Raw genomic sequence first — 24,713 nt, 5'->3', positions numbered from 1 at the left:
AATTTGGCTCGTTTGAATTGGCCCGATTGTGCAGGCGTGTCGCTGGATTAGTTAGATAATATTGTGCCGCGGCGCAGGTCGCGCGCTTTGGTCAGTATGATCTGTTCAAGTTTTTGTGTCGTTGCGGCTTTCACCGGCGCATCGACCCATGTGCCGCCAGAGCGTATCTGGCGCGACGCAGCAACGCGCAAGGCATCGGCGCGCAAATCCTGATCCAATATCGAAATATTCAATTTCATCCGTTCCGACGGGTTGTTCGGATTTACATACCAATCGGTCAGGATAACGCCGCCATTGCTGTCTGTTTGCGTCAGCGGCATGAATGACAAGCTGTCAAGCGTGGCGCGCCACAAATAGCTATTTACGCCAATGGTCGTAACTTTCGCAGCAGCCAGATCGGCGGATGGTTTATCGTTACTGGCGCAGGCGGAAAGAACCGATAGCATTGTCACAGCGGAAAAACCCAGTATCGCAGGGCGTATTTTTGAAGTGGATTTAATAAGGCGGGACATCAACAAGCTCCTCGATTGGCATTCTGACGCGGATAAAATTGAGAATGACGCCTCATGCCGATAAATCTGGTTTCAACGCTCTCTATAATTGCTTTGCCGCAAGGGGCAAGCCAAAGCGCAACTTTTCGTTCATGCTCAGTCCCGCGTTAATAGCAGTTGAATAAACCGAAACGGGATATTCCAGTGTATGCGTAAGCGCCAGATCATTTGTGAAGTCCTTTCAGACGGTATCCTTCACTGGTTTATGTCTGTTTAGGCCAAGCCAGCCGTGCGATACAGGCTGGTTGAAGCATCCTGCACTAATGCCCGGTTCAGCTTGATTATGTTAAGACTGTGCTTAGATAAACAGGCCAGATAAAACAGGAAGTCGTAACTCCAAATTGTAACCCCAAATTGTAACCGAAGTGCAACACATAACGACCAGATGAAAAAAAGTGGGCTGATTCGACAAGTTGACTCGTTTCTTGCCCGAAAGTTTGATATAAAACTATCCTGATAAGGGGGAAATACCGTCGCAATGAAGAAAAATGGCAATATATTAGGTTGGTTAGCAGCGGGACTCGCTGCGTCCGGTCTTGCCATTACTCCTGCTGTGGCGCGTGTTTTGTCCCAGCAAAGCAAAGCAGTCTCCTTGCCTTCGCTTAGCACGATCAGTTCTTTTACAACCGCTGGTGCAGATCCGGAATTGGCCGCGCGGTTCAAACGTGACGGTTTGCTGAACAACACACAGTTTAAATTCACGCCGGCTGGCGGGAGCACAAGCGGCGATCGTGCCGTGACCGTTGTGGTTCGCCAGAACGCGTCCAGCAAAGCCATTTCCATCCGTGAAAATGTTCTTTCCGCAACGCCCGGATCGGGCTTGTTGATGTCGGCTAAAGTCACACCGACGTCTTTCAGCCTTGGCAAAGCCAAAGGGCTGAAGAGTTTTGCTATTCCGGTTAAAAAGCTCGGCGATAATTTACCCGATCTTTCCCAAATGGGCGCAGGGTTAAATGATGATGACCGCTCTGGTAAGAAGAGACGGTTCAACCCGCGTTTATCCCTTGATGCAAAAACGCCACTTGGTTCGACGCCGGCTGCTTTGAACGAGAAAGACTATTCGCTTGATGTCGGCGGCAGCTATTCGGTGACCCGCAATCTGGATGTCACCGCAGGTGTGCGTTATAAAAACGAGCGGGATCGCATGGCCCCTCTGACCGACTCGCGTCAGGATAGTCAGGCCGTTTATGTCGGAACACAATTCCGGTTCTAGTTCCTGCTGTAATAGGGCTTTTATTTAATCCTAAGCACGCATCCGTAGCATAAGGTGCGGCGGCCGGTCAGTCTTACCTGCCTTTCCCGTCCGTCTGGTGATTTCCATTAACATCGCACAAAGGTCGCGCTGTCCCGACGCGCAGCGGAGGCAAGCGCGACCGCGCGCCCGAGCTTATGCGAGGATAGCCAAGCGGGCGGATGCCTGCGCCCGGCGCCTGCGGTAAAAATCTCCTCAACTCTAGACACACACCTACAGTCCGCCACCCCACCGACGCGCAGCGGAGGCAAGCGCGACCGCGCGCCCGAGCTTATGCGAGGAAAGCCAAGGGCGCGGATGCGCCCGGCGCCTGAGGTCTAAAAAAGAATCACCTCAACTCTAGACACACACCTACAGTCCGCCACCCCTCCGACGCGCAGCGGAGGCAAGCGCGACCGCGCGCCCGAGCTTATGCGAGGATAGCCAAGGGCGCGGATGCGCCCGCCCGGCGCTTGAGGTTAAATAAAGAATCTCCCCTCAAAAACTTAATCCGTCAATCGCGGCCCAGCCATAAGCGCCTAAACCCGCCAGTTGCTGAAACCGCCGCGCGTTCATACCGCCAAGCAATATGACTGGCTTGCGGTGCAGAATAGCGCATAAGGTGACAAGGCGTCGTAATTGCATCTGGCTTAGTGGGCGCTGACCGGGATGGGACCGCGTTGAAAAAACGGGCGAAAGAAAAAACAGATCTGCGCCATGGTGATTTGCCAAGGAAATCTCATTCCGGTCATGCACTGGTGCGCTGTGGATCATTCCAGCGGTCTGATGCTTTTTCCATTGCCGGCCGTGAACCCCGTCCGCGCCCCATAGACGTGCTGTTGACGGTGGCCCGGCAAGCAGCAGAATATGCCCGCCTCGCTTTGCCCAGCGCCTGACCTCGGCAAACCGTTTATGGCGATTATCTGGCGAAAGGTGATAGTGGCGAAACACGATTCCGCTGCCACGGGGCAATGCCTTGATAGATTTTTCTAGCATGGCATCATTGCGGGCATCGGTCATCAACCAGATATGCGGGTAACTTTGGGGATAGAGATCGGAAAACCGGGACTGGTGCATCAGGCCTGCCTGCCATATAGCAGGGCAATAGCCAATTAAGAATATGATGAGTGTTTGATGAATAAATCTCAGGAAAAGCTGATCTTTGTGCAGGACAAAATGGCCAAGGCGGCCAAGCTGGCGCGGCGCAAGGCAGAGGACATAAACCTCATAGCGATTTCAAAAACACGTGTTGCAGATGAAATCCGGCCTTTACTGGATGCCGGTCACAGACTTTTCGGGGAAAACCGCGTGCAGGAAGCGGAAGAAAAATGGCCCGCTCTGCGCGAAGAATATTGCTCTTTTGATGGTCAGGCGAGTGAAGAACAAGCAGATGTAGAGCCAGTCAAAGTCCATCTGGTCGGGCAATTACAGTCCAATAAGGCGGAAGATGCGGTGCGGCTTTTTGATGCTATCCATTCACTCGACCGGCCTTCACTGGTCAAGGCACTGGCTAAAGCGATGGACAAGCTGGACCGGCGCATTCCCTGTTTCATTCAGGTAAACATTGGGGAAGAACCACAAAAAGGCGGGTGCGAGATTACTGATGTTCCCAAGTTGATTGAAGCAACGCGTCTGGCAGATATTGAAGTGCCCGGCCTCATGTGTATTCCGCCGTCCCAAGTCCATCCGGCCCCCTATTTTGCGCTGCTAGCCAAGCTGGCCAAAGACAATGAGCTGACCGGGCTAAGCATGGGTATGTCGGGTGATTTTGAAACGGCGGTAAAATTGGGCGCGACGCATATACGCGTGGGCACTGCCTTATTCGGCGAACGGGGTTAATTTAGCAGCGGTGGCTCGAATGAAAAACCGGGCACCCGAATATACGGCGCTTAAAAACTAGGCATCGTTTTTCATATCATTGTTTTTCGTATCACCGTTTTTGTCGGCATCCTTGGCAGCGCGGTCGGCTTTGCGTTCTTCGGGCGTGTCCGGGGCCACAAAGCTGATAATGATATCCCCTTCTTCAACCACCGGCTTGGTGTCGGTAGAAAAGAACAATAAACGACGGTCCTCTTTGAAAACAGCAAGAGGTTCCTCGTCCTTGTCAAGATTATTGCGATATTCTTTATATGAGAAAATCTCGGTAATACGGGTTTTGCTGAACCGCCAACCTTCGCGTTCACGGTCGATCAAACTGTTAAAATCTGCACCTGATTCAAATAGTAAACGACCATGGCGTGGCCGGTGATTGTTTTTCATGCCATTGTCATTGGCCAGGCGACTAATTTGCTCAAAACCCATTTCCGGGCCAAGGTCAGCGGCGATTAGCCGGTTTTCGCTGTCATTCTCGGTAGCGATGATCATATGCTGAAACTGGCTCAAATCTATATTGTCATTATGCGCTTCATCCAGAATATCACCATGATGCACGCCCAGTTTCTCACTGCGGGCATGGCGCAGCGCGAATAAACTTGTATCCGCAATCAGGACCTCGATATCCAAGGATTTCAGGATTTTGCCCAGAGCCACCGACCATCTTGTTGAACCGACGATCAATATGCCTTTGCCCTTGCCCTCGTTAATGCCTAGACGCCCGGCTACCCAATTGGCGGAAAATCCATGGGCAAAGATGGTCGCGATAACCACCGCAAAGCTAAGCGGGACAAGTGCTTCGGCGCCGGGCAATCCGTAATCGGTCAGGCGGATGGCAAACAGACCGGTGACGGCCACCGCAACAATACCCCGCGGCGCGATCCATGCGATGAAAAGCCGTTCCCGCCATGAAAGCGAGCTGAACAAAAGCGCGATCAGCACCGATAATGGCCGCACAACAAAAAGTAATAATATCAGGAATATAATAAATTGCGGGCGGAATTGCTGAACCGTCTCCATATCCAGCGTCGCGGATAATATGATGAAAACGCCGGAAATCAGCAGAACTGAAAGATCTTCTTTGAACCTGTGCAGGGCTTGGCTGGAATAAATCGTCCGGTTGGCCATCACCACGCCCATAACTGTGACGGTGATTAAGCCCGTTTCATGCATGATCAAGTCGGCGGTAACAAATCCGCCGATAACGGTGATAAGCAAGAATGGCGCTTTCAAAAATTCCGGAACATATCCGCGCGGAAATAACCAGGTTATTGCAAAGCCCAATGCAGCGCCAATTAAACCGGCGAGGAAGCTGGCAGCCAAAACGTCTATACTGATTGCTGCGATATTGGCATTGGCCCCTTCATAGGTGATATAGGCATAAATACCGACGGCGAGCAGAGCGCCAATCGGATCATTAACGATGCCTTCCCACTTCAAGACGCTTTTAACGCGCGAAGGCACGCGCAACGTTCGCAACATGGGGCCGATGACTGTCGGTCCGGTGACAATCATGATACCGCCCAGCAATGCCGATATTTCCCATGACAGGCCCGCGCCATAATGGGCTGCGCCAGCGCCCAGCGCCCATGCGATGGGTCCGGCAATGAATATCATCATGAAAACCGCGCCGCCCGCTTGACGAAGCTCACGGAAGTTTAGGCTCAACCCGCCTTCAAACAGGATGACAGCAACCGCCAGCTTGACGATCGGTTCCTGCAACGCGCCAAAATCGCGCTCGGGGTCAATAATCCCCAAAAACGGCCCGGCGATAATGCCGACAATCAACATTAGCGCGATAGCCGGACGGCCCGTGCGCCATGCGACCCACTGCGCGCCAATGCCCAAAAGGCCAATCAGCGCAATTTTCACCATCAGCGAATCAACAATAATCATCTATAATCTATGCCGTTTCTTTATGCCTAATGCAAAAGGCATCTGGTCCATGACAAAAATTGCCGGCCACTGGCTTAGCTGAAATGATCAATGGCGTCTGTTATAACGCTGTAAATCGCGGATAGCTGTTCATCGGTGATGCAATAGGGCGGCATGATGTAGATGCTGTTGCCGAGCGGGCGGAGCAGTATATTGCGTTGGGCAAAAAACTGTAGCAACGCAGGGCCAAGCGCCGACATATAATTGCCCGCGCTATCGTCTATCTCGAACGCCAATATGGTGCCGCATTGCCGGATTGCAGAGACATTCGCTTGCTTTTTGAGTTTTTCTGCAAACTGCTGATGACAGCTGATAATATGGTCAATCCGCTGTTGTACCGGTTCGTCGCGCCAGATTTGCAGATTGGCGCTGGCCGCGGCGCAGGCAATCGGATTGGCGGTAAAGCTGCTGGAATGGAAAAAGGTTTTTGCCCGGTCCTTGGAAAAATGGGCATCATAAATCGGTGCGCTTGCCGCTGTAAGGGCAAGCGGGATGACCCCGCCGGTCAGACCTTTTGCCATGCACAATATGTCCGGAGTGATACCGGCCTGTTCGCATGCGAATAGGGTTCCCGTGCGGCCCCATCCGGTCATAACTTCATCGGCGATGAACAATACATCATGCGCCCGGCATATACGGTGCATCTCGGCCAGGGTTTCGGGCGAATATATCTTCATCCCCCCTGCGCCCAGAACCAGCGGTTCGACAATCAGAGCAGCGGGCGGGTTATCCTCATCCGCGCAAAAAGCGGTCAATGCGTCCAGCGCCGCCCGTTCATTTCCTTGTTCGGGAAAAGGTATCGAGCCAACATCAAAAAGCAGCGGCGCATAAGCCTGATTAAACACACCGCGCGCGCCAATCGACATCGCGCCGATCGTATCGCCATGATAGCTATGGTCCATCACCAATATCCGGTTCCGCGAAGACCCCTGATTGTGCCAGAAGCCGAGCGCCATTTTCAGGGCCACTTCGACCGCCGTTGAGCCGCTGTCGGAAAAAAAGATATGGTCAAGACCCGCTGGCAGAAAACCGGACAGACCCTCAGCAAGCTGACGCGCTGGTTCATGCGTCCATCCGGCAAAGATAATCTGGTCCAGCTTTGCGCTTTGCTGTTGTATGGCGCTGACAATGCGGGGGTGGCAATGTCCGTGGGTTTGCACCCACCAGCTAGAAATGGCGTCGATTACCTCTCGGCCATCTTCTGTATATAGAACTGCGCCCTCTGCTTTCACGACTTCGGGAATTGGCTCGCCCAGACCATGTTGGGTAAACGGATGCCAGATTTCTGCGCTCATAATGTAAAGTCCGATAGTTCGAAATGGGCATGAAAAGCGCAAGACAGCGTCTGTGGTGACAGATCGCTTATCATCGGCAGCCGGCCCAATTGTTTGACGCCGCCGATGCGGCAGATGGTGTCCTGACTATCCGCTATTTCTTCACCGATAAAAGCGATGCCATGGATTGGAACGTCCCGGCTACGCAGAGCCTCTATGGTCATCAGGCTGTGGTTGATTGTGCCAAGCCGAGTGGAAGCGGCGATGATGACCGGCCATTTCCACAAAGCGAACAAATCGGCAAATAGCAGATCATCATTGACCGGGACCAGCGCCCCGCCCGCGCCCTCTATCACCAATGGGCCGTCAACCTTTGGAATGGGCAAATCGTCTGCGGTGATGGTAATGCCATCTTTAGCAGCGGCAAAATGGGGAGAAGCGGGCGTCTGCAAACGGTAATTTTCGGATAGAATCTTGCCAGAATCCACCCCGCCCAGACGCTGGACTGCCTGGCTATCAGTCTCACCGTCCAGTCCCGCCTGCACCGGTTTCCAATATGAAGCACCCAGCGCGGCGGTCAGCGCAGCAGCAAAGACGGTTTTGCCAATGTCGGTATCGGTGCCGCTGATGACGAACCCGTTCATGCGGCTTGCTCCAGTTTCCGGGCTTCGATTAAAAGGTCGGCAAGCGCCAATATATCCTCTTGCGATACATTCAGCGTGAGCGACAATCTCAGTCTCGCTGTTCCTGCCGGAACGGTGGGCGGACGTATTGCGCGGACATCAAAACCGGCATTTTGTAAATTGGTGGCGATTTGCATGGCGGGCCGGTCCTCACCGATGATGACGGGGAAAATCTGGCTACCCGACCGCGTGTCCGGGCACAGCAGCCCTAGGCGCGATTCAGCCAGTTTTATATGGTCCTGCAAGCGGGTTTGCAGCGCCGGGTTCTGCGCCACATATTCTATCGCTTTGTGCACCAGATGCGCGGTAAGCGGGCTGGGCGCGGTGGAAAAGATAAACGCCCGGGCGCGATTGATGAAAAAATCGCGCAACACAGTGGGCATGGTAATCAAACCGCCCTCTCCGCCCAAAGCCTTGCCACAAGTGCGAAGGACGATCAGATTTTCTTGTTGTTCCAACACGCCGGACAGGCCAACGCCGCGTTTCCCGAATACGCCCACCGCATGCGCTTCATCAAGTATCAATATGGCGTCATGGCGCTCGGCGATATTGGCCAGATCATGAAGCGGCGTGCGGTCGCCGTCCATGCTATAGAGGGTTTCGGCGGTGATCCAGATCATCCCTGTCCCGCCCGCGCGGCGATAAGCGTTTATCCGGTCTGTCAGATCATCGAGGTCATTGTGACGAAAGCTCTGGGTCTCTGCACGCCCCAGCTTCATGCCGTCATGGCAACTCGCATGGACCAGCTCGTCATAAAGAACCAGATCGCCTCTTTGTGGCAGTGTCGAGAATAGCGCAAGATTGGCCGCATAGCCGCTGGAGAAAAATAGTGCTGATTGTGCCCCGTAATGGCTGGCTGCAAATTCTTCCAGCGCTTCATGTTCACGGTGATTACCGCCGAGTAACCGCGACCCGCCAGAACCATGGGCGATTCCGCTGTCGAGAGCGGCGTGGGCCGCATCTTTCATATATACACTTTGCGCCAGCCCGAGATAGTCATTGGAGGAAAAATCTTTGGCTGGCGGGATGATCAAGGCGCGCTTGCGCCCTGCTTGGTCAAGGGCTTTAAGTTGCTGGTGAAACGGTTCGAATCGGGTCATGGCGGCCTGTTAGCAGGCCATTCTTGGCAATGGCCAGCGGTTATGGTTGGAATTTATGACTATGCTCGCTTATATGTGTGGCATGACAAAATCAGAATCTTCTTACAAAGTCGCCGCGCTATACCATTTTGCTGTGGTCGATGATCCGGCGGCATTAAAACCGGAAATTCTGGCAGCCTGTGAAGCCAATGGCCTGAAAGGGACTATTTTGCTTGCGCCGGAGGGGATTAACGGCACGATTGCCGGTGAAGCCGCCGGAATTGATGCAATGATCGACTACCTGAGAAGCCTGCCGCAATTTTCCGGTCTGGAAGTCAAATATTCCGCCGCCACCGATATGCCGTTTTTGCGGATGAAAGTGCGGCTGAAAAAAGAAATTGTGACCATGGGCGTGGACGGCATTGATGCTGCGCGGGCCAAGGGCGATTATGTCGACCCGCTGGACTGGAATGCGATGATTGCCGATCCCGACACCATCGTCATCGACACGCGCAACGCTTATGAAGTGGCGATTGGCAGCTTTGAAGGGGCGATAAACCCGGATACCGAAACATTTCGGGATTTTCCGGCATGGTTCGATGATTTTTCGAAACAGTTGCAAGCGAAGTCGGAGAAACAGCCTAAAATTGCAATGTTCTGCACCGGCGGGATAAGATGCGAAAAGGCTACCGCCTATGTAAAGGCACAGGGTTTTGGCGATGTCCATCACCTGAAGGGTGGCATACTGAAATATCTTGAAAATGTACCAGAGGAAAAAAGCAGCTGGAAGGGCGATTGTTTCCTGTTTGACCAGCGCGTTGCGGTTGGCCACGGCTTGAAAGAAAGCGACTATGACCAGTGTCATGCCTGCCGGATGCCGCTGAATGCCGAGGAACGGGCATCGGAAAAATATGTGCCGGGCGAAGCATGTCCCCATTGTTATGATACGAAAACCGAAGAACAGCGGCAGCGTTACCGTGAGCGCCAGCGGCAGGTAGAAAAAGCAGAGCGCGAGGGCCGCCAGCATCTGGCCCAGAAGATAGAGGCGGCATGAATAAAGCGCCGATACTCTATAGTTTCCGCCGCTGCCCCTATGCCATGCGGGCACGTATGGCCCTGTTTATCAGTAAAACACCAGTGCGCCTGCGTGAAGTAGTGTTGCGTGACAAGCCGGAGGAAATGATCGCGGTATCGCCCAAGGCGACGGTTCCGGTATTGGTGGATGATAGTGTAGATGGCGACGGGGTGGTCGATGAAAGCCTGTCGATCATGCACTGGGCACTGGAGCGTTCCGATCCGCAAAATTGGTTGGAAGATAAAGAAGCCAGCGCGGCCCTGATCGCAGAGGCGGACAGCGATTTTAAGGATAATCTGGACCGTTATAAATATCCGACCCGCTATGAAAATGTCGACCCGATAGCGCACCGCAGTGCGGGGCTTGAATTTCTGGTAAAGCTGGACAAATGCATTGCCCAGCAGGGTCAGCTACTGGGCAAAGAACCGCGGCTGGCGGACTATGCAATTTTTCCGTTCATCCGGCAATTTGCCAATAATGACCGCAACTGGTTTGACGCGCAGCCGATAGCGGCGTTACAAACATGGCTCGCCGCGCATCTGGATTCTGATCTGTTTTCCGCCGTTATGAAAAAATATCCCCAGTGGAAAACCGGCGATGCAGAACCGATGTTCGCAGCATAGGTTTTTCCGCTGCGAACAGAATGAAGGAGGCCAATATGAAAATCGCATTTATCATGATCGCGCCCCTATTATATGTGCTATCCGCCTGTAGCGAGGAAGCCGATGCTCCGGTATATAATGAGGAGCAGCCGGTGGAAATGCCGCCGCAGCCTGATATTTCGCAGCCGCTGACTGATGAAATCCTGACCGAAGATGAAGTGGATGCTGCGTTAGAAGATCTGGAAGCACAGCGGAAAGCACTGGAAAACAGCGCCGGAGCCGATGGGGATCAGACCGCTGAAAACGGGTCGTCTGCGGTCGAATAAACCTATGATCCGATCCGGCTTTTGCCGCTATGTTCGTATACGTGGCGGGCATCCCTTGGTAACAGGAAATGGATTTTCCGGTTTTTGAAATCAATGGCGACCTGATCAAATTTGCGTAAGATATCCATGCCCAGTAACAGCGCCGGTTTTTTCGCCATGCCAAAGCGTTCAAACGGCGGCGCATCGGCAAATGCCAGTGGCAGAGTGGTAAATTGCGCCCGGCCAATCCGGAAATCCCGCGCTACTCCGAATTTCACCCCCAGTGTTTCACCCGTTACCGCGATCAGGCTGTTTTCTTCGCCCAGTTCTTTGGAGCGTTGAATAAGCCGTTTTTGTAAGACGGGATTGGCGATGGAAATTTGTGCGCCGGTATCGACGATCACATTGACTTTTAGCCCGGAAATAGTGGCCTCTGTAAAGATCAATTGGCCTGAGCGCCGCCTTGCCGTCACCACTATTTCACGGCGCGATGCCATTTTCAGCGGTTCTTTTGCATTCTCGATGGTGATTTGATTGGCAGTGAAATCGAACAATATCCGCTGGTTCTGCAAGCTGTCGAGCCCCAGCATCCCGTCTGCGCCAATATGATGGGCAAGCAGGACCGGCGCGACCAGGCTGCCATAGCTTGTTTTACCTAAAGTCAGTTCGGGGACATAGACCATATCGACAATGCTGCTACCGGCGATGCTCATGAGCTGTGCCGGTTCCTCTGCGCTCAACGCCAGATTTTTCGCAAGTTTGCGGGAAAGAATGGTCCGCTCGGCGCCGGTGTCGATGACAAAGGAAAACGGCCCGCGTCCTTCAATGCTGACAGGAACGGTCATGCGTTGCGCCCGGTCTTTTTCTGTGGCGACTATTTCGCTGTCCGGCTTGGTGAGGCTGCCCAGTTCAACTGATTGCCCCATCGGGACCGGATATGCCATAGCTAGGACATAGGCAGCGATTGCGCTTGGCAGGCTGGTGGTCAAGAGTGGCATCTAACTCTCCGGATTATTACGGGCCATTCTACCACTAAAAGCGCATTTCTCAAAATCGGAACGCATAAAACGCTAATCACAGAGCCTCTTCGGGAAGCAGGAAATAGATTTTGCGGTTTTCGAAATCAATCGCCACTCGGTCAAACTTCCGAAGTGCATCCATGCCCAGAAATAGCGCGGGTTTATTCTGAAGTCCTAGCTTGGCAAAAGGGGCGATATCGGCAAATGCAACCGGGATCACATTAAACCGCGCCCGGCCAATTATCAGCTCACTGGCTATGCCGACATTCGCAGGCATCGCCCGCCCGGTAATATCCACCAGATTGATTTGCTGCATGGCCGAGGACCGCATTCGCAGCCGCCTTTGCAAAGCCCTGTTGCCGATGGATATTTCGCCGCCTGTATCTATGATGACATTGACCCGAATATCGGAGATTCTGGCATTGGCGAAAATCAACTGGCCAGAACGCCGTTTGGCAGTAACAACAATTTCGCGCCGCGACCGGGATTTCAGCTTTTTCTCAGTATCCTCGACCGAAATAATGCGGTTCAGAAAGTCGAACAGGATGCGTTGCCCCTGCAGGCTGTCCAAGCCCAATATTCCATCTGCGCCAATATTGGATGACCGGAAAGTGGGCGAGATCAATCCGCCATAACTGCGTTTTCCCAAAGTTAGTTCGGGGACATAGACGGTCTGGACCACCGTGTTTCCAGCCAGCGCAACAACTGTGGCTTTGTCTTCAGGTTCCAGTGACAGTTCCCCGGCAATTTCGGTGGATAAAATGGTCCGCTGGGACGCTGTGTCGATGATGAAGCTATAAGGGCCTGTGCCTCCGATATTTACCGGCACGGTCATGCGCGAAAGCCGGTCTTCGTCAATGGTGATCTGTTCGGCGTCAGGCTTAATAAATCGATCGGGTAGCCGGTCAGCCACTATCGCTTCCGGTTTGGAAATTTCAGAAGCAGGTGGCTTTAAGGGCGCAATGGTTTCAGCCACTTGCGATAAAAATAGCAGTGGTAAGGCCGCGCTTATGGAGAAAAGCACACTCACAGTTGAATGTTTACTCCAATTTATGATCGCCGACAATTCGGCATCCCTGAGCGGTTCGTGAGATTGGTCCCAAAATCGCAAGTCAGGATATTATTGTGTCCAACGCATATTTATCCCATTAAGATACTCCATAACATATGAATGAACCAGATCGCCCTCAATATGGAATAGAACGCCTGTTTGTGCTGGCGTTGTTGATAATTATCTCGCTGGCCTTTGCATTGTTGATCGAACCGTTTTTCGGTGCGATTCTCTGGGGCGTCGTGGTCGCGGTTCTGTTTCAGCCGGTTTATGACAATATATTGAATGTGCTGCCTTCGCGGCGAAATTTTGCTGCTTTTCTGACGCTGATTCTGGTCATCCTGCTTGTCATTGTGCCTGCAATCCTGCTCGGCATAGCTTTGGTGGAAGAGGCGACGAGTGCCTATAACAGCATACAAGCCGGAGAAATTGATTTTGGCGGTTTCTTTGTGGATTTTCAGGAGCGTATGCCAGACTGGCTTAAAAACCAGCTTGCGGGCCTTGGCTATGGTGATTTGACGACATTTCGGCCCCGTATCGAAGAAGCCATTGGCAACAGCCTTGAATTTCTGATCTCGCGGGCCTTCAGCGTCGGTCAAGGCGCGTTCCGGTTTCTGCTCGCGCTTGGCGTGATGCTATATCTGACCTTTTTTCTATTGCGCGACGGGCGCGGTCTGGCCGCGCAGATTGAAAATCTTGTCCCGCTGTCCGAAAGCAGAAGCAGCATATTGGCCGAAAAATTTTTCGTCGTCATCATTGCGACGATTAAAGGCAGCTTTGTCATCGCTTTGCTTCAGGGGACTGTGGGGGGGTTAATTTTCTGGGCGCTTGATATTCGCGGGGCACTGCTTTGGGCGGTATTAATGGCGGCCTGCTCCCTGATCCCCGCGATCGGAACGGGTTTTGTATGGGTCCCTGTTGCAATCTATCTGTTGGTCACAGGTTCAATCTGGCAGGGAATTGTGCTGATCGTTACGGGGATCTTCATTATCAGCATGATCGACAATCTGGTCCGCCCGATGCTGGTTGGACGCGATACGCGCATGCCGGATTATGTCGTGCTCATATCGACTTTGGGCGGTCTGCAACTCTTCGGTTTCAATGGCATTGTGATCGGCCCGCTTCTCGCGGCCCTGTTCATTGCGGTTTGGCAAATATTCGCGGAAATGAACAAGGCCGAGCGGAAGAAAGGCTGATGTCGGTCAGAATCTCGATATTATAAGACGTTCAAACCAAGCTCGCCAAGCAATTGCCCGGCTTGCTCTCTTGAAATTGTTGCGCCGCGGAACAAAGCTGCGTCAATGAGCCGCAAACCACCAAGGTCCACGCCCCGAAGATCAGCCCCGGCAAACCGTGATCCGGTCATATTGGCATCACGCAGACTGCAATCTTCGAATATGGCGCTGCGAAAATCGCATTTGTGCAGGTCGGCTTGGCTGAAATCGACTTTTCGCAATGTTTGTTTGTGGAAATTATAGTCAGGAAGTTTGGCATTGATGAGCAGGGTTTCTTCAAACGTCACGCCCATCGCCCTGCTTTCCGACAGATCGGCGCCAGTCAGTTTGCAGCCCCGGAATGATACGGACAAAAGCGTCGAACGGCGCAGCGTCGCATTGTTAAAATCGCTCGATGCGAAGGAGGCATCCGTTAAATCAGCACCTACAAACACCGCAAAAGCACCGCGGCACGACCGCCATGATGTGCGTTCAAGATTGGTCCCGGAAAAGTCGGCCCGGCGCAGATTGCACCGTTCAAATTCCCACTCGGGCAGATCAAGGTCGGTCAGTTTAGCGTCTTCGAGGTCGCAATCGATTAAATATGCCGGTGTAGACTTGGTTGCCAGATGTTTTATGTCATCGCTCGAAAGCGTCTGGTTACGTATAATATGATCGGACCCCGAGCTTTCAGGCAAATCATGATCGGAAAACAGATCATCCATAGGCCGTTAATGCCCCACCGTTTCACCGCGCTCCAAACCGCTCGCGGCCAGTTGCTCGTCAATCTGGGCTATAAGGCGTTTCAGCCCGTCTTCGGATTTGGCTTCGGCGCGGGCGACCAGCACGTCCTGTGTATTGGATGCGCGTAGCAGCCACCAGCCGTCTTCGGTATTAACGCGCGCTCCGTCGGTATTATTTACATCCGCGCCGCTGGCTGCCAGCCGTTCCAATATTTCGTCGATTACTGCAAATTTACGGCTCTCATCGACTTGAAACCGCATTTCAGGTGTGTTGATCATCTCGGCCATGTCGCGGCGCAATTGGGTGACGCTCTTGCCGATATTGGTCGCAGCCTGAATCAGGCGCACCGCCGCGTAAGGCGCATCGTCAAAACCGTAATAATCATGTTTGAAAAACACATGGCCGCTCATTTCCCCGGCAAGCGGCGAAGAAACTTCCCTCATTTTGGATTTGATCAAACTATGGCCGGTTTTCCACATCAGCGGCTTGCCGCCCAGTGCTGCTATACGGTCATAAAGCGCCTGTGATGCTTTTACGTCAGCGATAATTGTCGCGCCGGGCTGGGATTGCAACACATCTTCAGCATAGATTTGCAGCAATTGGTCGCCCCAGATAACATGGCCCTCACCGTCAATTGCACCAATGCGGTCGCCATCACCATCAAAGGCTACTCCGAAATCGAGCTTTTTGTCCGCGACAAGTGCCTTTAGATCCGCAAGGTTCTTTTCTTCCGTTGGATCTGGATGATGATTGGGGAAAGTGCCATCAACTTCCGTATATAGAAGATGATGCTCACCCGGCAGCAGCGCGGTGAGCTTTTCAATGATTGGTCCCGCCGCGCCATTGCCCGCGTCCCAGCCGACTTTCATCGCCTTTCCGGTAAAATTCCGGACCAATCGCGCGACATATTCATCCATGATGTCGATGCGCTCGATGGTCCCGATAGCGTCATCAGCCGCGCTGTCCCAGTCACCACTTGCTGCCATCGCGCCGAGCTTTTGAATATCGTCCCCGAAAAACGGACGCCCCTGAAACACCATTTTGAAGCCGTTATATTTGGCGGGATTATGGCTGCCGGTTATCTCGATGCCGCCCTGCACCTGTTCTAGTACACATTCGGCATAATAGAGCATCGGCGTTGGTCCCATGCCAATGGAAACTGCGTGGATACCGGCATCATTAAGCCCTTCGATCAATGCATCTTCCAGCATGGGTGAGCTGGTGCGGCCATCATAGCCGGTCACAACTGCGCTTCCCCCTGCCCGTGCGATCAATGTGCCAAAGCCCCGGCCAATGGCATAGGCATCATCATTGCCCAGAGTTTCGCCGATAATCCCGCGAATATCATATTCCCGCAGGCTGGTTGGATCAAATTCATGGGATTGGCGCGTTGTCATGATATGTTCCTTTTAGGGGGCGATGGTTCGGGCCATAGCGGCCAACAGGATGGCGGTTCATAGAAAGACCGCCGGATAAAAGCTAGTCCCGGGCAGGTCCGGTTTCTTTAAGTAAAATTTCGCGGGCGTGGTTTAACTGGCGTGCCAGTTCCCCGTCGCCGCCGCGATCGGGGTGATGTGTGCTCAGGCGGGAACGCCATGCCGCATTTATTGCAGCTTTATCCGCCCCTTCGGGAAGACCTAAGAGAGAACGCGCATGCTCGACCTCGAAACTGCGGGCCTTGGGCTTAGTTTTTTTGCCCGCGTTACCGAAAATTACGGATCTGCTCCAAAGGGTGGCTATTGCGATCAATCCGCTGCCCGCTATCCAGTTTCCGCCGCGGCACAGATTAACGCCAAGCAAAGCCACAGCCACGGCCAGCCAGTCATTCGCCTTCATATATTTTACGCGGCCCGTCAGGACCAGCGCCGCGATGACCAAGCCGCCTAGAATGAGCATGAAAGTCATGGATTCAGGCCACGAGTTGGGGCTTGTCAAACGTTGGGCGGCCACCTTCCGGTTGCGGCAGAGCGAGATGTTTGATCAGCTCGCGCAATTCCTGACGCGCGGCAATATGGCTGGTGGCCAGCCGGCCCAGATGTTTTTTGTCGAGCATGGTCAGCCCGGCCGGAAATAGTTCGCGGTATATAACCCGTTCGCTTAATCCGGGAATGACGCGGAAACCTACGCGTTGCGACAATTCGGTCAGGGCAGAGACGACCCGCTGCATATTATGGGCCTCGACATGCTGGGTGCGGTTACGCAGCACAACCCAGTCAACCGTCTGGCCATCGGATTTGGCGCGGGCTTTGCGGGCTTCCCAGATCAGTTCGGCATAGAAGCTGAGTTTGCGGACTTTGAAAGTTTCCGGATCAACCTGTCCGATCAGGTCGAAATCGACAAAGCTGTCATTTATCGGCGTCACCAGCGTATTGGCGCGGGTGGCAACAAATCGGGCAAATTTATCATCGCGGCCCGGCGTATCATAGAGTAGGAAATCGACATTCTGGCTCATCTGCTCAATCAACAGTTGCAGCCGCGCCAGATTATCATCCTCGAACACTTCAAAAACGGGCTGGGGAACTTCTATATCCAGCCGGTCCATCGTCGCTTTGCGGTTTTCCAGATAGCGGTAGAGTGTCCGTTGCCGCGGATCGAGGTCCATGACCGCGACTTTGTGCCCTTGATACGCCAGCGCCACGGCAACATGGACGGCGGTTGTGGATTTGCCGGTCCCGCCTTTTTCATTGGCAAAGACGATATGATGCGCTGTGCTGTCGGCCATGTACTTAAACCCCCTTGGCGGAAAATCCGGTGCCAAAATCTTATAATAGAGCCGCTTGCGCGTTTCGCAGATAGGCGGTTTTAACAATCCAGCCCTTCTCGGTCATATTTTGATAGCTACCCCAAATGCGAGATGAATAAAAGTGCTCCTGATAAAAAGCAGCGCTAAAAAAAATAGCGGTGAAACCTGACGCTACAACAACCTATGGTTAATGGAGCGGAACGCCCGCCACGGTAATCCGGTGCAATGAACGACGGTGCCCGTGATAGTCATTCAGCGCATAATGCCAGGTGGAGCGGTTATCCCACATGGCCAACATGCCTTCTTTCCATTGCAAGCGGAAATGGAATTCGGGCCGGGCGATATGGGTATAAAGTTCATTCAGCAACGCGCTGCTCTCTTCCGGTGTCATATCCACGATATTCAGTGTGAATCCCGGATTGACATAAAGACCTTTTACCCCGGTTTCAGGATGTTTGAGCACAACAGGGTGAATGGCCTCTTGCACTGCTGATTCCATGTTTCCAAAGCGGCCACCCATTTGTTTCTGATAGGCGCTGTCCTTGCCGAAAATATGTGCATTGCCGTGCCGCGCATTCAGGCCCTCCAGACGTGCCTTCATATCATCCGACAGGGCTTCATAGGCGGCGTGCATTCCGGCAAATAATGTGTCGCCCCCGCTCGGCGGAATGTCCAGCGCATAAAGAATTGATCCCATAGCGGGTATCTCATCATAGCTGTGGTCCGTGTGCCAGCCGCCCCCGATATTCATTTCCTGATCGGGTTCTTTCAACACTTTAGCGATTTGGGGATAGCCTTCTACCGGCGTAAAAAAGCGGTTGATGTCTATATCGTTCCAACGCTCCGCAAAGGCGATATGGTCTTCGGGGCTAAGCTGCTGGTCGCTAAAAAATAAAGCGCCATGGTCAAAAAAAGCTGCCTGTATCTCGGCAAACTGGCTGTCACTCAATGATTTCAGATCCACATCTTCAACAATTGCGCCCACTGCCTCACTGGCTTTGCTTATTTTCATTCATGCTCTCCCGATTCTTATTATATTTCTAACCGATTCTAACAGGATGATAGTATCTGCGCCAAAAGCCCGCTCGCGAAACCTGCTCAGAGCTTGATCCGCTGTAGCGCATCATTCATCTCGGATTGAAACTCATCAATCAGGGCCGCTGCATCCGGTACGTCGGAAATCAGGCCCGCAGCCTCGCCGATGCCGATATGCGCCGCGCTGTAATCCTTGTTACGCACACCTTCATCATAGGCTGCCCGGCCTTCTTTGGGTGCCTTTCTTAACTCGTCAATCCGGCCTTCCCATTGGCGATAAAGATCATTGCGGATAGCGCGGAAATCAAAAGTTTCGGGCCAGTTCTTGCGGCGCAATATATCAAAGACCGCACTGCGCGCCGTGCTATCGCCATCGGTTTCGGCTGCAATTTGCTTGGCCGTTGAATTGGCAAGAGATTCCTTGGTGGCCCAGAACCGTGATCCCATCATGACGCCATCAGCGCCCAATGCCATTGCAGCGGCAAGGCCGCGACCATCGGCTATACCCCCCGCCCCCAGCAAGCTGGTTCCCGGCGCGTGGGCTTCAATCCAGTCGGCCACTTCCGGAATGAATGAAAATGTCCCCCTGCCAAGATCCTGCGTTGCACCGTGACCGCCCGCTTCGGTGCCTTGTGCGACAATGACTTTTGCACCCGCCTCAATCGCCAGAGGCAGATCTTTCAAACTATGAATCTGGCAGATCAACAGCGCGCCCGATTCTAATATTTGTTTTGAAAAAGGACGCGGATCGCCAAAAGACAGCATGATGGCAGCGGGCCGGTGATGGTCAAGCAACCAGTCAAGTGCATCAGAGTTTTCTGAAAGTTTCCAGCTAATAAACCCGCAGCCAAGCCGTCCCATGGCGGCTGCATCATTCGCGATGCTATCCACGGCAAGTTGATATTCCCGGGCCGTCCATTCCACATCGCCATAACCGCCGCCGACTAGCCCCAAAGCGCCCGCCTTTGCACAGGCTGAGGCCAAGTCGCCACCCGATGCCAATGCCATCGGGGCAAGGGCCAAAGGGACTTTCAAATCGAAATGCTCGGCAAAGCCTGTCATGACCGTTCCTTTAAAAGTTAAAAATCTATCGCCAGACCTTTATATTCCCAGTCACCATAGCGGGTGGGACCGTGTTTTTTCAAAATCTCGTCTTCTTTGTCCAGTGGATCGGGTTCTGGCACCGGCGGGCTTTTGGAAAGATGGGCAGGTGGCTGAACATGAGCGGGGCGTTCTCCCGGATTTCTGGCTCCCGGATTTCTGGCTCCGGGATTTTTGGCCTCGGGATTTACGGTTCCGGATATTTTTGCTCCGGTTTTTCTATCGTCTGACGTCATGATTTCTATTTCCAGCGCATTTAAAAAGCCCGACTCAAATCTTATATTGAAGGAGATTGGTTTATAATCAAGCGAGTAACCGGATGAATTTTTTAAAGACAACAATGTTGCTGGCGGCGCTTACGGCGCTGTTCATGGTCATGGGCTTTTCGCTTGGCGGTCCGCGCGGTGCGATATTGGCGCTTTTGGTCGCAGCGGGCATGAACCTGTTTACCTATTGGAATGCCGATAAAATCGTTTTGAAAATGCACAAGGCGATAGAGGTGGACGGGCGCAGCCATCCGGAATTTTATATGATGGTGCAGCGGCTGGCCCAGCGCGCCGGATTGCCGATGCCCAAAGTCTATATTGTCGATCAGGCCCAGCCCAATGCTTTTGCGACGGGCCGCGATCCCGAACATTCGGCAGTGGCGGCAACGACGGGATTGCTCAATATGCTTAGCTATGACGAGATTGAAGGCGTGATGGCGCATGAACTCGGCCATGTGAAAAACCGCGATACGCTTATCATGACCATGGTAGCGACAATCGCCGGTGCGGTGTCGATGCTCGCCAATTTTGGCTTGTTCTTTCGGGATAATCGCGGAGTCGCGGGCATATTGGCGGTGCTGGTCGCGCCCTTTGCCGCGATGATCGTGCAAATGGCGATCAGCCGCACCCGCGAATTTGGGGCAGACCGCTCGGCGGCGCAAATCAGCGGCAACCCGCTTGCACTTGCCTCTGCGCTACACAAGATTTCGGGGCAAGCGCAGCGCATTGCCAATCCGGTGGCGCAGCGCAATCCGGCGGCGGCTCAGCTTTATATTGTGCCCGGCGGTGTGAAACAGATGTTCTCCACCCACCCCGCTACCGAAGACCGTATCGCAGCCTTGCAGGACATGGCACGCAGTGGTGGTATCGGGCCGTATGGAGGAACGGATGAACAATCGGGCCAGTCCGTAAAGCCCATAAAAAGGCCCAGCGCGCTGAATCCGACAAGGCGGGGTTAGCTTTTATGTGCACTTGATCTAACGTGTGGGGCGTCTATGGACAGCCATGCGTGATCCGCTCCGGATTCCGCAGCAAGCGGAACGCAATATATGAACACTCAAAGCACATCAAAAATTCCCGGCCTTCCTGCCCGAACCGCGGCATTGCGCCTGTTGGACGCCGTTTGTCGGCGCGGGGAAACATTTGATCAGGCATTGCCTGTGGCCACTGCCAAGCTGGATAATCCGTCCGACCGTTCACTGGCCCATAATATTGCCGCCAACGCGCTGCGCTGGATGACGGCGCTTGATATGATGATTGATAGTGCCACCAAAAAACGCCTGCCCGATGATGCCAAAGCGCGAATGGCACTGCGTATTGCGCTGGTACAAGTGCTGGTGCTGGAAACGCCCCAGCATGCGGCGATTGCAACGGCATTGCCGCTGGTCCACGGCGGGCCAAGGCGGTTGGTGCACGGAGTATTTTCAACTGTGATGCGGGATATTGAATCCGGCAAGCTGGCGCTGCCCGATTATCCCGAAATTCCGGGCGAAACGCTGGACCGCTGGACCTATATCTGGGGTGAAGATGTGGCCACTGCTGCGGGAGTGGCATGGGGAAAACCTCCGCCACTGGATCTGAGCTTCAAGAATGATCCCGCAGAGCTTGGGGCGCTTGAAGGAATAAGCCTGGCTCCCCGCCATCTCCGCATGAAGCCAGAGGATGTTAACGGACCTGTGACCGGCCTGCCCGGCTTTGCCGAGGGCGCGTTCTGGGTACAGGATTTTGCGGCCTCCCTGCCCGCGCGTCTGCTGGGCGAGGGGCATGGCAAAACCGTGCTTGACCTGTGCGCCGCGCCGGGCGGCAAGACAATGCAGCTCGCGGCGGCAGGCTGGAAGGTGATATCGCTCGACAATAGCGCAAAACGGATGGACCGTTTCACCGACAATCTGGCGCGCACCGGTCTGAATGCCGAAGCTGTCATTGCCGATTTGATGCAATGGACTCCATCTCATCCATCCGAAGCCATTTTACTGGATGCTCCGTGTAGTGCCACCGGCATTTTCCGTCGCCATCCCGATGTCTTGCATTGTATCGGATCGCGCCAGATTGCCGAGCGCGCAGAAGTGCAAAAGGCGCTGCTTGATCGTGTCGCACCATGGGTCAAACCGGATGGGGTACTGGTTTATGCTGTCTGTTCGCTCGAGCCCGAAGAGGGAGAGGAGCAGGTCGAGCAATTTCTGGAAGCTCATGATGATTTTGCCATTGATCCGGTGGATTCTGCAACGCTTCCTACCGGTATCAGCCCGACTGAAAACGGATGCGTGCGAACGCTTCCCGGTATGCTATCGGATCACGGTTATCTAGACGGGTTTTTCATTGCGCGTTTGCGGCGGAAAGGCTGACAGATTCATCCTTCCCCACATTGTCCACAGCCCTTTGGGTTTTGTGCCGAATCGTAGCTTGCGAGGCTGATGCAAAGACTCTAGACGCTAAATATCAAAGGAACCGTTATGACCAGTCCCACATCTTCCGGCCCAGTCCGTATTGCTCCGTCCATATTATCTGCCGACTTTGCCCGTCTTGGCGAAGAGGTGCGTGCGATTGACGAGGCAGGCTGTGACTGGGTGCATGTCGATGTCATGGATGGACATTTTGTGCCGAATATCACGATCGGTCCTGCCGTTGTGAAAGCGCTTCGCCCGCACAGTAAAAAGCCTTTCGACGTGCATCTGATGATTTCACCGGTGGATCAATATCTGGAAGCATTTGCAGAGGCTGGCGCTGATATTATCTCTTTCCATCCCGAGGCTGGCCCTCACCCCCATCGCACGGTCCAGACGATTCACTCGCTTGGCAAACAGGCCGGACTGGTATTGAATCCCGCGACCTCTCTTGATGTGCTCGACTATCTTATCGATGATCTTGACCTTATTCTGGTGATGAGCGTGAACCCCGGTTTTGGCGGGCAGAGTTTTATCGACACCCAGCTTCGCAAGATTGAAGCGATTCGCAAACGGATTGACGCGACGGGCAAGGATATCCGGTTGGAGGTTGATGGCGGAATTGATCTGAACACGGCTCCAAAAGCCATAGCGGCAGGGGCCGATACACTGGTCGCTGGCACGGCAACATTCCGCGGCGGCCCTGATCAATATGCCGCCAATATTAGTGGTCTGAGGGGTGAATGAGCGCGGATCACCCTGACCTGAAAAATCGCGCGAATGACGCCTTCGATACCGATAGTGGCAGTGGGGTGGAGCGTTATAGCGGAGAAGAAAGTGTAGCACCGGAAGGGCGAAGCTTAACTCTGCGTGCAGACGGTGATCGCGGACAATCATTGGCCCAGCAAACGGCTCTACTTTATTACCGGATGACATGGCGAATGCCGCTGCACAAGTTGCGGCTATCAGGCAAATTGCCTTTGCGGCTGCTTGCTGTTCCGGTCGATCCGGTGGCAGGAAACCGGGTGCAGGGTATGGCAGTGCGCGCGGGACATTTTCTGTTTCGCGGCCTTAAAAAAAATCTGGATGACATTGATTTTGCCGAGTTGAAACTGGCCCCGGCTTTTGAAGATTATATTCATCGTTTTAACTGGTTGCGTGACCTTGATTCCGCGGCGTCGCGTGATCAGGCGCTACCGGTTGCGGAAAAGCTGATGGAGGCTTGGCTGGATGCGAATGGCAAGAAAATCCGTCAGCCCGCATGGCGGCCGGATAATTGCGGTTGGCGACTGCTGATCTGGGCCAGCCACGCACCGCTGATCCTATCTTCCAGCGATCTGATTTATCGGTCGAAAGTGCTTAATAATATAGCCCGTACAGCCCGGCATCTTGACCGGACAGCAGATAAGGCAACGTCCAGTCTTGGTCGTTTGGTAGCATGGAGCGGAGTGGTTGCGGCATCCTTGCTAATCCCGGAAGGCCGCGTACGCCAGATTGTCGGAGAAGCTGCTCTGGCAAAAACCATGGGAGAGTTTTTCCATGCCGATGGCGGCTGTGTATCACGCTCTCCGCTTGACCAGATAGATGCTGTGAACCTGCTCTCGATGCTGAAACAGGTTTATATTGCGCGCGGGGAAGACCCGCCGGAATTTCTTGAAAACGCACTGGCTCACGCTGTGCCCCCACTGACAAGCCTTACCCATTATGATGGCAGCTTGGGCAATTGGCAAGGCAGCGGTGCGGCTTCGGCGGAGCAAGTGGAACAGGTTATCACGGCCAGTGAGATTCGTGCACGGCCTCTTCGTGAAGCGCGTGACTGGGGGTATCAGCGGGTATCCTCCGGGCGCTCTATTCTAATTCTTGATGCGGCCCCTCCACCGATTGCCCGGATGGCGGTCGCGGGATGTGCCTCTACATTGGCATTTGAATTTTCCAACGGAGGCAGCCGGATCATCAGCAATTGCGGCGGTGCGGGCCTGGTCGGGGGGACCATTCCACCGGCACTGGCGCGCGGTTTGCGAACAACCGCAGCGCACAGCACCCTGTGCATAGAAAATAGCAACAGCACATCTGTCCTTCCGGACGGCAAGCTGGGCCGCGGCGTGAACGAGGTGGAGTTGTTCCGCCGCGATGTCGAGAATGCGACTCGGATAGAGGCTAGCCATGACGGTTATGTCCGGCGTTACGGGCTTATCCACAAGCGGCTTTTGATGATGCGCTCTGATGGATTGGAGCTGCGCGGCGAGGATATGCTTATCCCTCAAGGCCGTAAACGCCGACGCAAAAATAAGGATATAGAATATGCGCTGCGTTTTCATCTTGGTCCTGATATTGAAAGCGACCTTATTTCAGAGGGCAAGGGCGTGTTATTGCGCTTGAAAGACGGCAATTTATGGCAATTTCGTGTGACTAATGGCCAAATTGTTCTGGAAGACAGTGTCTGGGTTGATGGCATGGGGATACCCCATAGCGTTATGCAGATGGTAATTATGGATGTAGTGGGTAGCGGCGGCGGAACGGCCGGCTGGCTGCTCAAACATATGGGATAA

Annotated in this window: 24 protein-coding genes and 1 pseudogene; 10 read left to right on the top strand and 15 right to left on the bottom strand. The window is 53.7% G+C overall.

Annotation, left to right across the window (positions count from 1 at the left end; genetic code table 11):
- Positions 1–47 precede the first annotated feature (47 nt).
- A complete protein-coding gene (locus AB1K62_RS12110; protein WP_367004054.1) occupies positions 48–446 on the bottom strand; it encodes a DUF3576 domain-containing protein in 399 nt (132 codons plus the stop codon).
- Between the two features lie 583 nt (positions 447–1,029).
- Here AB1K62_RS12110 and AB1K62_RS12105 point away from each other — a divergent pair.
- A complete protein-coding gene (locus AB1K62_RS12105; RefSeq protein ID WP_367003867.1) occupies positions 1,030–1,764 on the top strand; it encodes a hypothetical protein in 735 nt (244 codons plus the stop codon).
- A gap of 516 nt (positions 1,765–2,280) precedes the next feature.
- On the opposite strand, the gene AB1K62_RS12100 is transcribed toward AB1K62_RS12105, so the two are convergent.
- On the bottom strand, positions 2,281–2,859 hold the full coding sequence (locus tag AB1K62_RS12100) for a thiamine phosphate synthase (protein ID WP_367003866.1): 579 nt from the start codon (positions 2,857–2,859) through the stop codon (positions 2,281–2,283).
- Between the two features lie 57 nt (positions 2,860–2,916).
- On the opposite strand from AB1K62_RS12100, the gene AB1K62_RS12095 reads away from it, so the two are divergent.
- Positions 2,917–3,621 (top strand): YggS family pyridoxal phosphate-dependent enzyme, encoded by a 705-nt coding sequence (locus AB1K62_RS12095; RefSeq protein ID WP_367003865.1) that lies wholly within the window; start codon positions 2,917–2,919, stop codon positions 3,619–3,621.
- 57 nt (positions 3,622–3,678) lie between these two features.
- On the opposite strand, the gene AB1K62_RS12090 is transcribed toward AB1K62_RS12095, so the two are convergent.
- The 4 genes from AB1K62_RS12090 to AB1K62_RS12075 all read right to left on the bottom strand — a co-directional run bounded on the left by AB1K62_RS12090 (position 3,679) and on the right by AB1K62_RS12075 (position 8,646).
- The gene (locus tag AB1K62_RS12090) at positions 3,679–5,550 is read right to left on the bottom strand and encodes a sodium:proton antiporter (protein ID WP_367003864.1); all 1,872 of its coding nucleotides are present in this window, start codon (positions 5,548–5,550) and stop codon (positions 3,679–3,681) included.
- Positions 5,551–5,624: 74 nt separating this feature from the next.
- Positions 5,625–6,884, bottom strand: a complete 1,260-nt coding sequence (locus AB1K62_RS12085) for an adenosylmethionine--8-amino-7-oxononanoate transaminase (protein WP_367003862.1) — start codon at positions 6,882–6,884, stop codon at positions 5,625–5,627.
- Entirely contained in the window at positions 6,881–7,507 is a 627-nt protein-coding gene (gene bioD / locus AB1K62_RS12080) for a dethiobiotin synthase (RefSeq protein WP_367003861.1), read from the bottom strand. The genes AB1K62_RS12085 and bioD overlap by 4 nt, the downstream gene beginning before the upstream one ends.
- Positions 7,504–8,646: an 8-amino-7-oxononanoate synthase gene (locus AB1K62_RS12075; protein WP_367003859.1), complete on the bottom strand. Its 1,143-nt coding sequence runs from the start codon at positions 8,644–8,646 to the stop codon at positions 7,504–7,506. The genes bioD and AB1K62_RS12075 overlap by 4 nt, the downstream gene beginning before the upstream one ends.
- Positions 8,647–8,728: 82 nt before the next feature.
- On the opposite strand from AB1K62_RS12075, the gene AB1K62_RS12070 reads away from it, so the two are divergent.
- From AB1K62_RS12070 to AB1K62_RS12060, 3 genes are read left to right on the top strand one after another with little or no spacing between them, the layout of a single operon-like run.
- Positions 8,729–9,679 (top strand): rhodanese-related sulfurtransferase, encoded by a 951-nt coding sequence (locus tag AB1K62_RS12070; RefSeq protein ID WP_367003857.1) that lies wholly within the window; start codon positions 8,729–8,731, stop codon positions 9,677–9,679.
- Positions 9,676–10,323, top strand: a complete 648-nt coding sequence (locus tag AB1K62_RS12065; RefSeq protein WP_367003855.1) for a glutathione S-transferase — start codon at positions 9,676–9,678, stop codon at positions 10,321–10,323. Before AB1K62_RS12070 ends, AB1K62_RS12065 begins: the two co-directional genes overlap by 4 nt.
- A gap of 35 nt (positions 10,324–10,358) precedes the next feature.
- Positions 10,359–10,628 (top strand): hypothetical protein, encoded by a 270-nt coding sequence (locus AB1K62_RS12060; protein ID WP_367003854.1) that lies wholly within the window; start codon positions 10,359–10,361, stop codon positions 10,626–10,628.
- A 2-nt stretch (positions 10,629–10,630) separates the two neighbouring features.
- On the opposite strand, the gene AB1K62_RS12055 is transcribed toward AB1K62_RS12060, so the two are convergent.
- Positions 10,631–11,605 carry a retroviral-like aspartic protease family protein gene (locus tag AB1K62_RS12055; protein WP_367003852.1) on the bottom strand — a complete coding sequence of 325 codons (975 nt, stop codon included), beginning with the start codon at positions 11,603–11,605 and terminating at the stop codon, positions 10,631–10,633.
- 76 nt (positions 11,606–11,681) lie between these two features.
- On the bottom strand, positions 11,682–12,656 hold the full coding sequence (locus AB1K62_RS12050; RefSeq protein WP_367003850.1) for an aspartyl protease family protein: 975 nt from the start codon (positions 12,654–12,656) through the stop codon (positions 11,682–11,684).
- A 137-nt stretch (positions 12,657–12,793) separates the two neighbouring features.
- Between AB1K62_RS12050 and AB1K62_RS12045 the strand changes: the two genes are divergently transcribed.
- Positions 12,794–13,873 (top strand): AI-2E family transporter, encoded by a 1,080-nt coding sequence (locus AB1K62_RS12045; RefSeq protein WP_367003849.1) that lies wholly within the window; start codon positions 12,794–12,796, stop codon positions 13,871–13,873.
- Positions 13,874–13,893: 20 nt separating this feature from the next.
- On the opposite strand, the gene AB1K62_RS12040 is transcribed toward AB1K62_RS12045, so the two are convergent.
- The 7 genes and pseudogenes from AB1K62_RS12040 to AB1K62_RS12010 all read right to left on the bottom strand — a co-directional run.
- The gene (locus tag AB1K62_RS12040) at positions 13,894–14,616 is read right to left on the bottom strand and encodes a pentapeptide repeat-containing protein (RefSeq protein ID WP_367003847.1); all 723 of its coding nucleotides are present in this window, start codon (positions 14,614–14,616) and stop codon (positions 13,894–13,896) included.
- A 6-nt stretch (positions 14,617–14,622) separates the two neighbouring features.
- Entirely contained in the window at positions 14,623–16,032 is a 1,410-nt protein-coding gene (gene pgmG / locus AB1K62_RS12035) for a phosphoglucomutase/phosphomannomutase PgmG (protein ID WP_367003845.1), read from the bottom strand.
- An 82-nt stretch (positions 16,033–16,114) separates the two neighbouring features.
- Positions 16,115–16,540 (bottom strand): J domain-containing protein, encoded by a 426-nt coding sequence (locus AB1K62_RS12030; RefSeq protein WP_367003843.1) that lies wholly within the window; start codon positions 16,538–16,540, stop codon positions 16,115–16,117.
- A gap of 4 nt (positions 16,541–16,544) precedes the next feature.
- The gene (locus AB1K62_RS12025) at positions 16,545–17,357 is read right to left on the bottom strand and encodes a division plane positioning ATPase MipZ (RefSeq protein WP_367003841.1); all 813 of its coding nucleotides are present in this window, start codon (positions 17,355–17,357) and stop codon (positions 16,545–16,547) included.
- A 208-nt stretch (positions 17,358–17,565) separates the two neighbouring features.
- On the bottom strand, positions 17,566–18,390 hold the full coding sequence (locus tag AB1K62_RS12020; protein ID WP_367003840.1) for a TauD/TfdA family dioxygenase: 825 nt from the start codon (positions 18,388–18,390) through the stop codon (positions 17,566–17,568).
- Positions 18,391–18,476: 86 nt separating this feature from the next.
- Entirely contained in the window at positions 18,477–19,475 is a 999-nt protein-coding gene (locus AB1K62_RS12015; RefSeq protein WP_367003839.1) for a nitronate monooxygenase, read from the bottom strand.
- A 17-nt stretch (positions 19,476–19,492) separates the two neighbouring features.
- Positions 19,493–19,657, bottom strand: a pseudogene (locus AB1K62_RS12010) (DUF1674 domain-containing protein); the annotation flags it as partial.
- A 176-nt stretch (positions 19,658–19,833) separates the two neighbouring features.
- On the opposite strand from AB1K62_RS12010, the gene AB1K62_RS12005 reads away from it, so the two are divergent.
- The 4 genes from AB1K62_RS12005 to AB1K62_RS11990 all read left to right on the top strand — a co-directional run bounded on the left by AB1K62_RS12005 (position 19,834) and on the right by AB1K62_RS11990 (position 24,713).
- Entirely contained in the window at positions 19,834–20,739 is a 906-nt protein-coding gene (locus AB1K62_RS12005) for a M48 family metalloprotease (RefSeq protein WP_367003837.1), read from the top strand.
- 90 nt (positions 20,740–20,829) lie between these two features.
- A complete protein-coding gene (locus tag AB1K62_RS12000; protein WP_367003835.1) occupies positions 20,830–22,125 on the top strand; it encodes an RsmB/NOP family class I SAM-dependent RNA methyltransferase in 1,296 nt (431 codons plus the stop codon).
- Between the two features lie 108 nt (positions 22,126–22,233).
- On the top strand, positions 22,234–22,911 hold the full coding sequence (gene rpe / locus AB1K62_RS11995) for a ribulose-phosphate 3-epimerase (RefSeq protein WP_367003834.1): 678 nt from the start codon (positions 22,234–22,236) through the stop codon (positions 22,909–22,911).
- On the top strand, positions 22,908–24,713 hold the full coding sequence (locus tag AB1K62_RS11990; protein ID WP_367003832.1) for a heparinase II/III family protein: 1,806 nt from the start codon (positions 22,908–22,910) through the stop codon (positions 24,711–24,713). Before rpe ends, AB1K62_RS11990 begins: the two co-directional genes overlap by 4 nt.

The organism is Parasphingorhabdus sp. JC815 (assembly GCF_040717415.1).
Lineage (GTDB): Bacteria > Pseudomonadota > Alphaproteobacteria > Sphingomonadales > Sphingomonadaceae > Parasphingorhabdus.
Note: the sequence above shows the minus strand (reverse complement) of the source record. Positions and strands in the feature narration are given on the sequence as shown.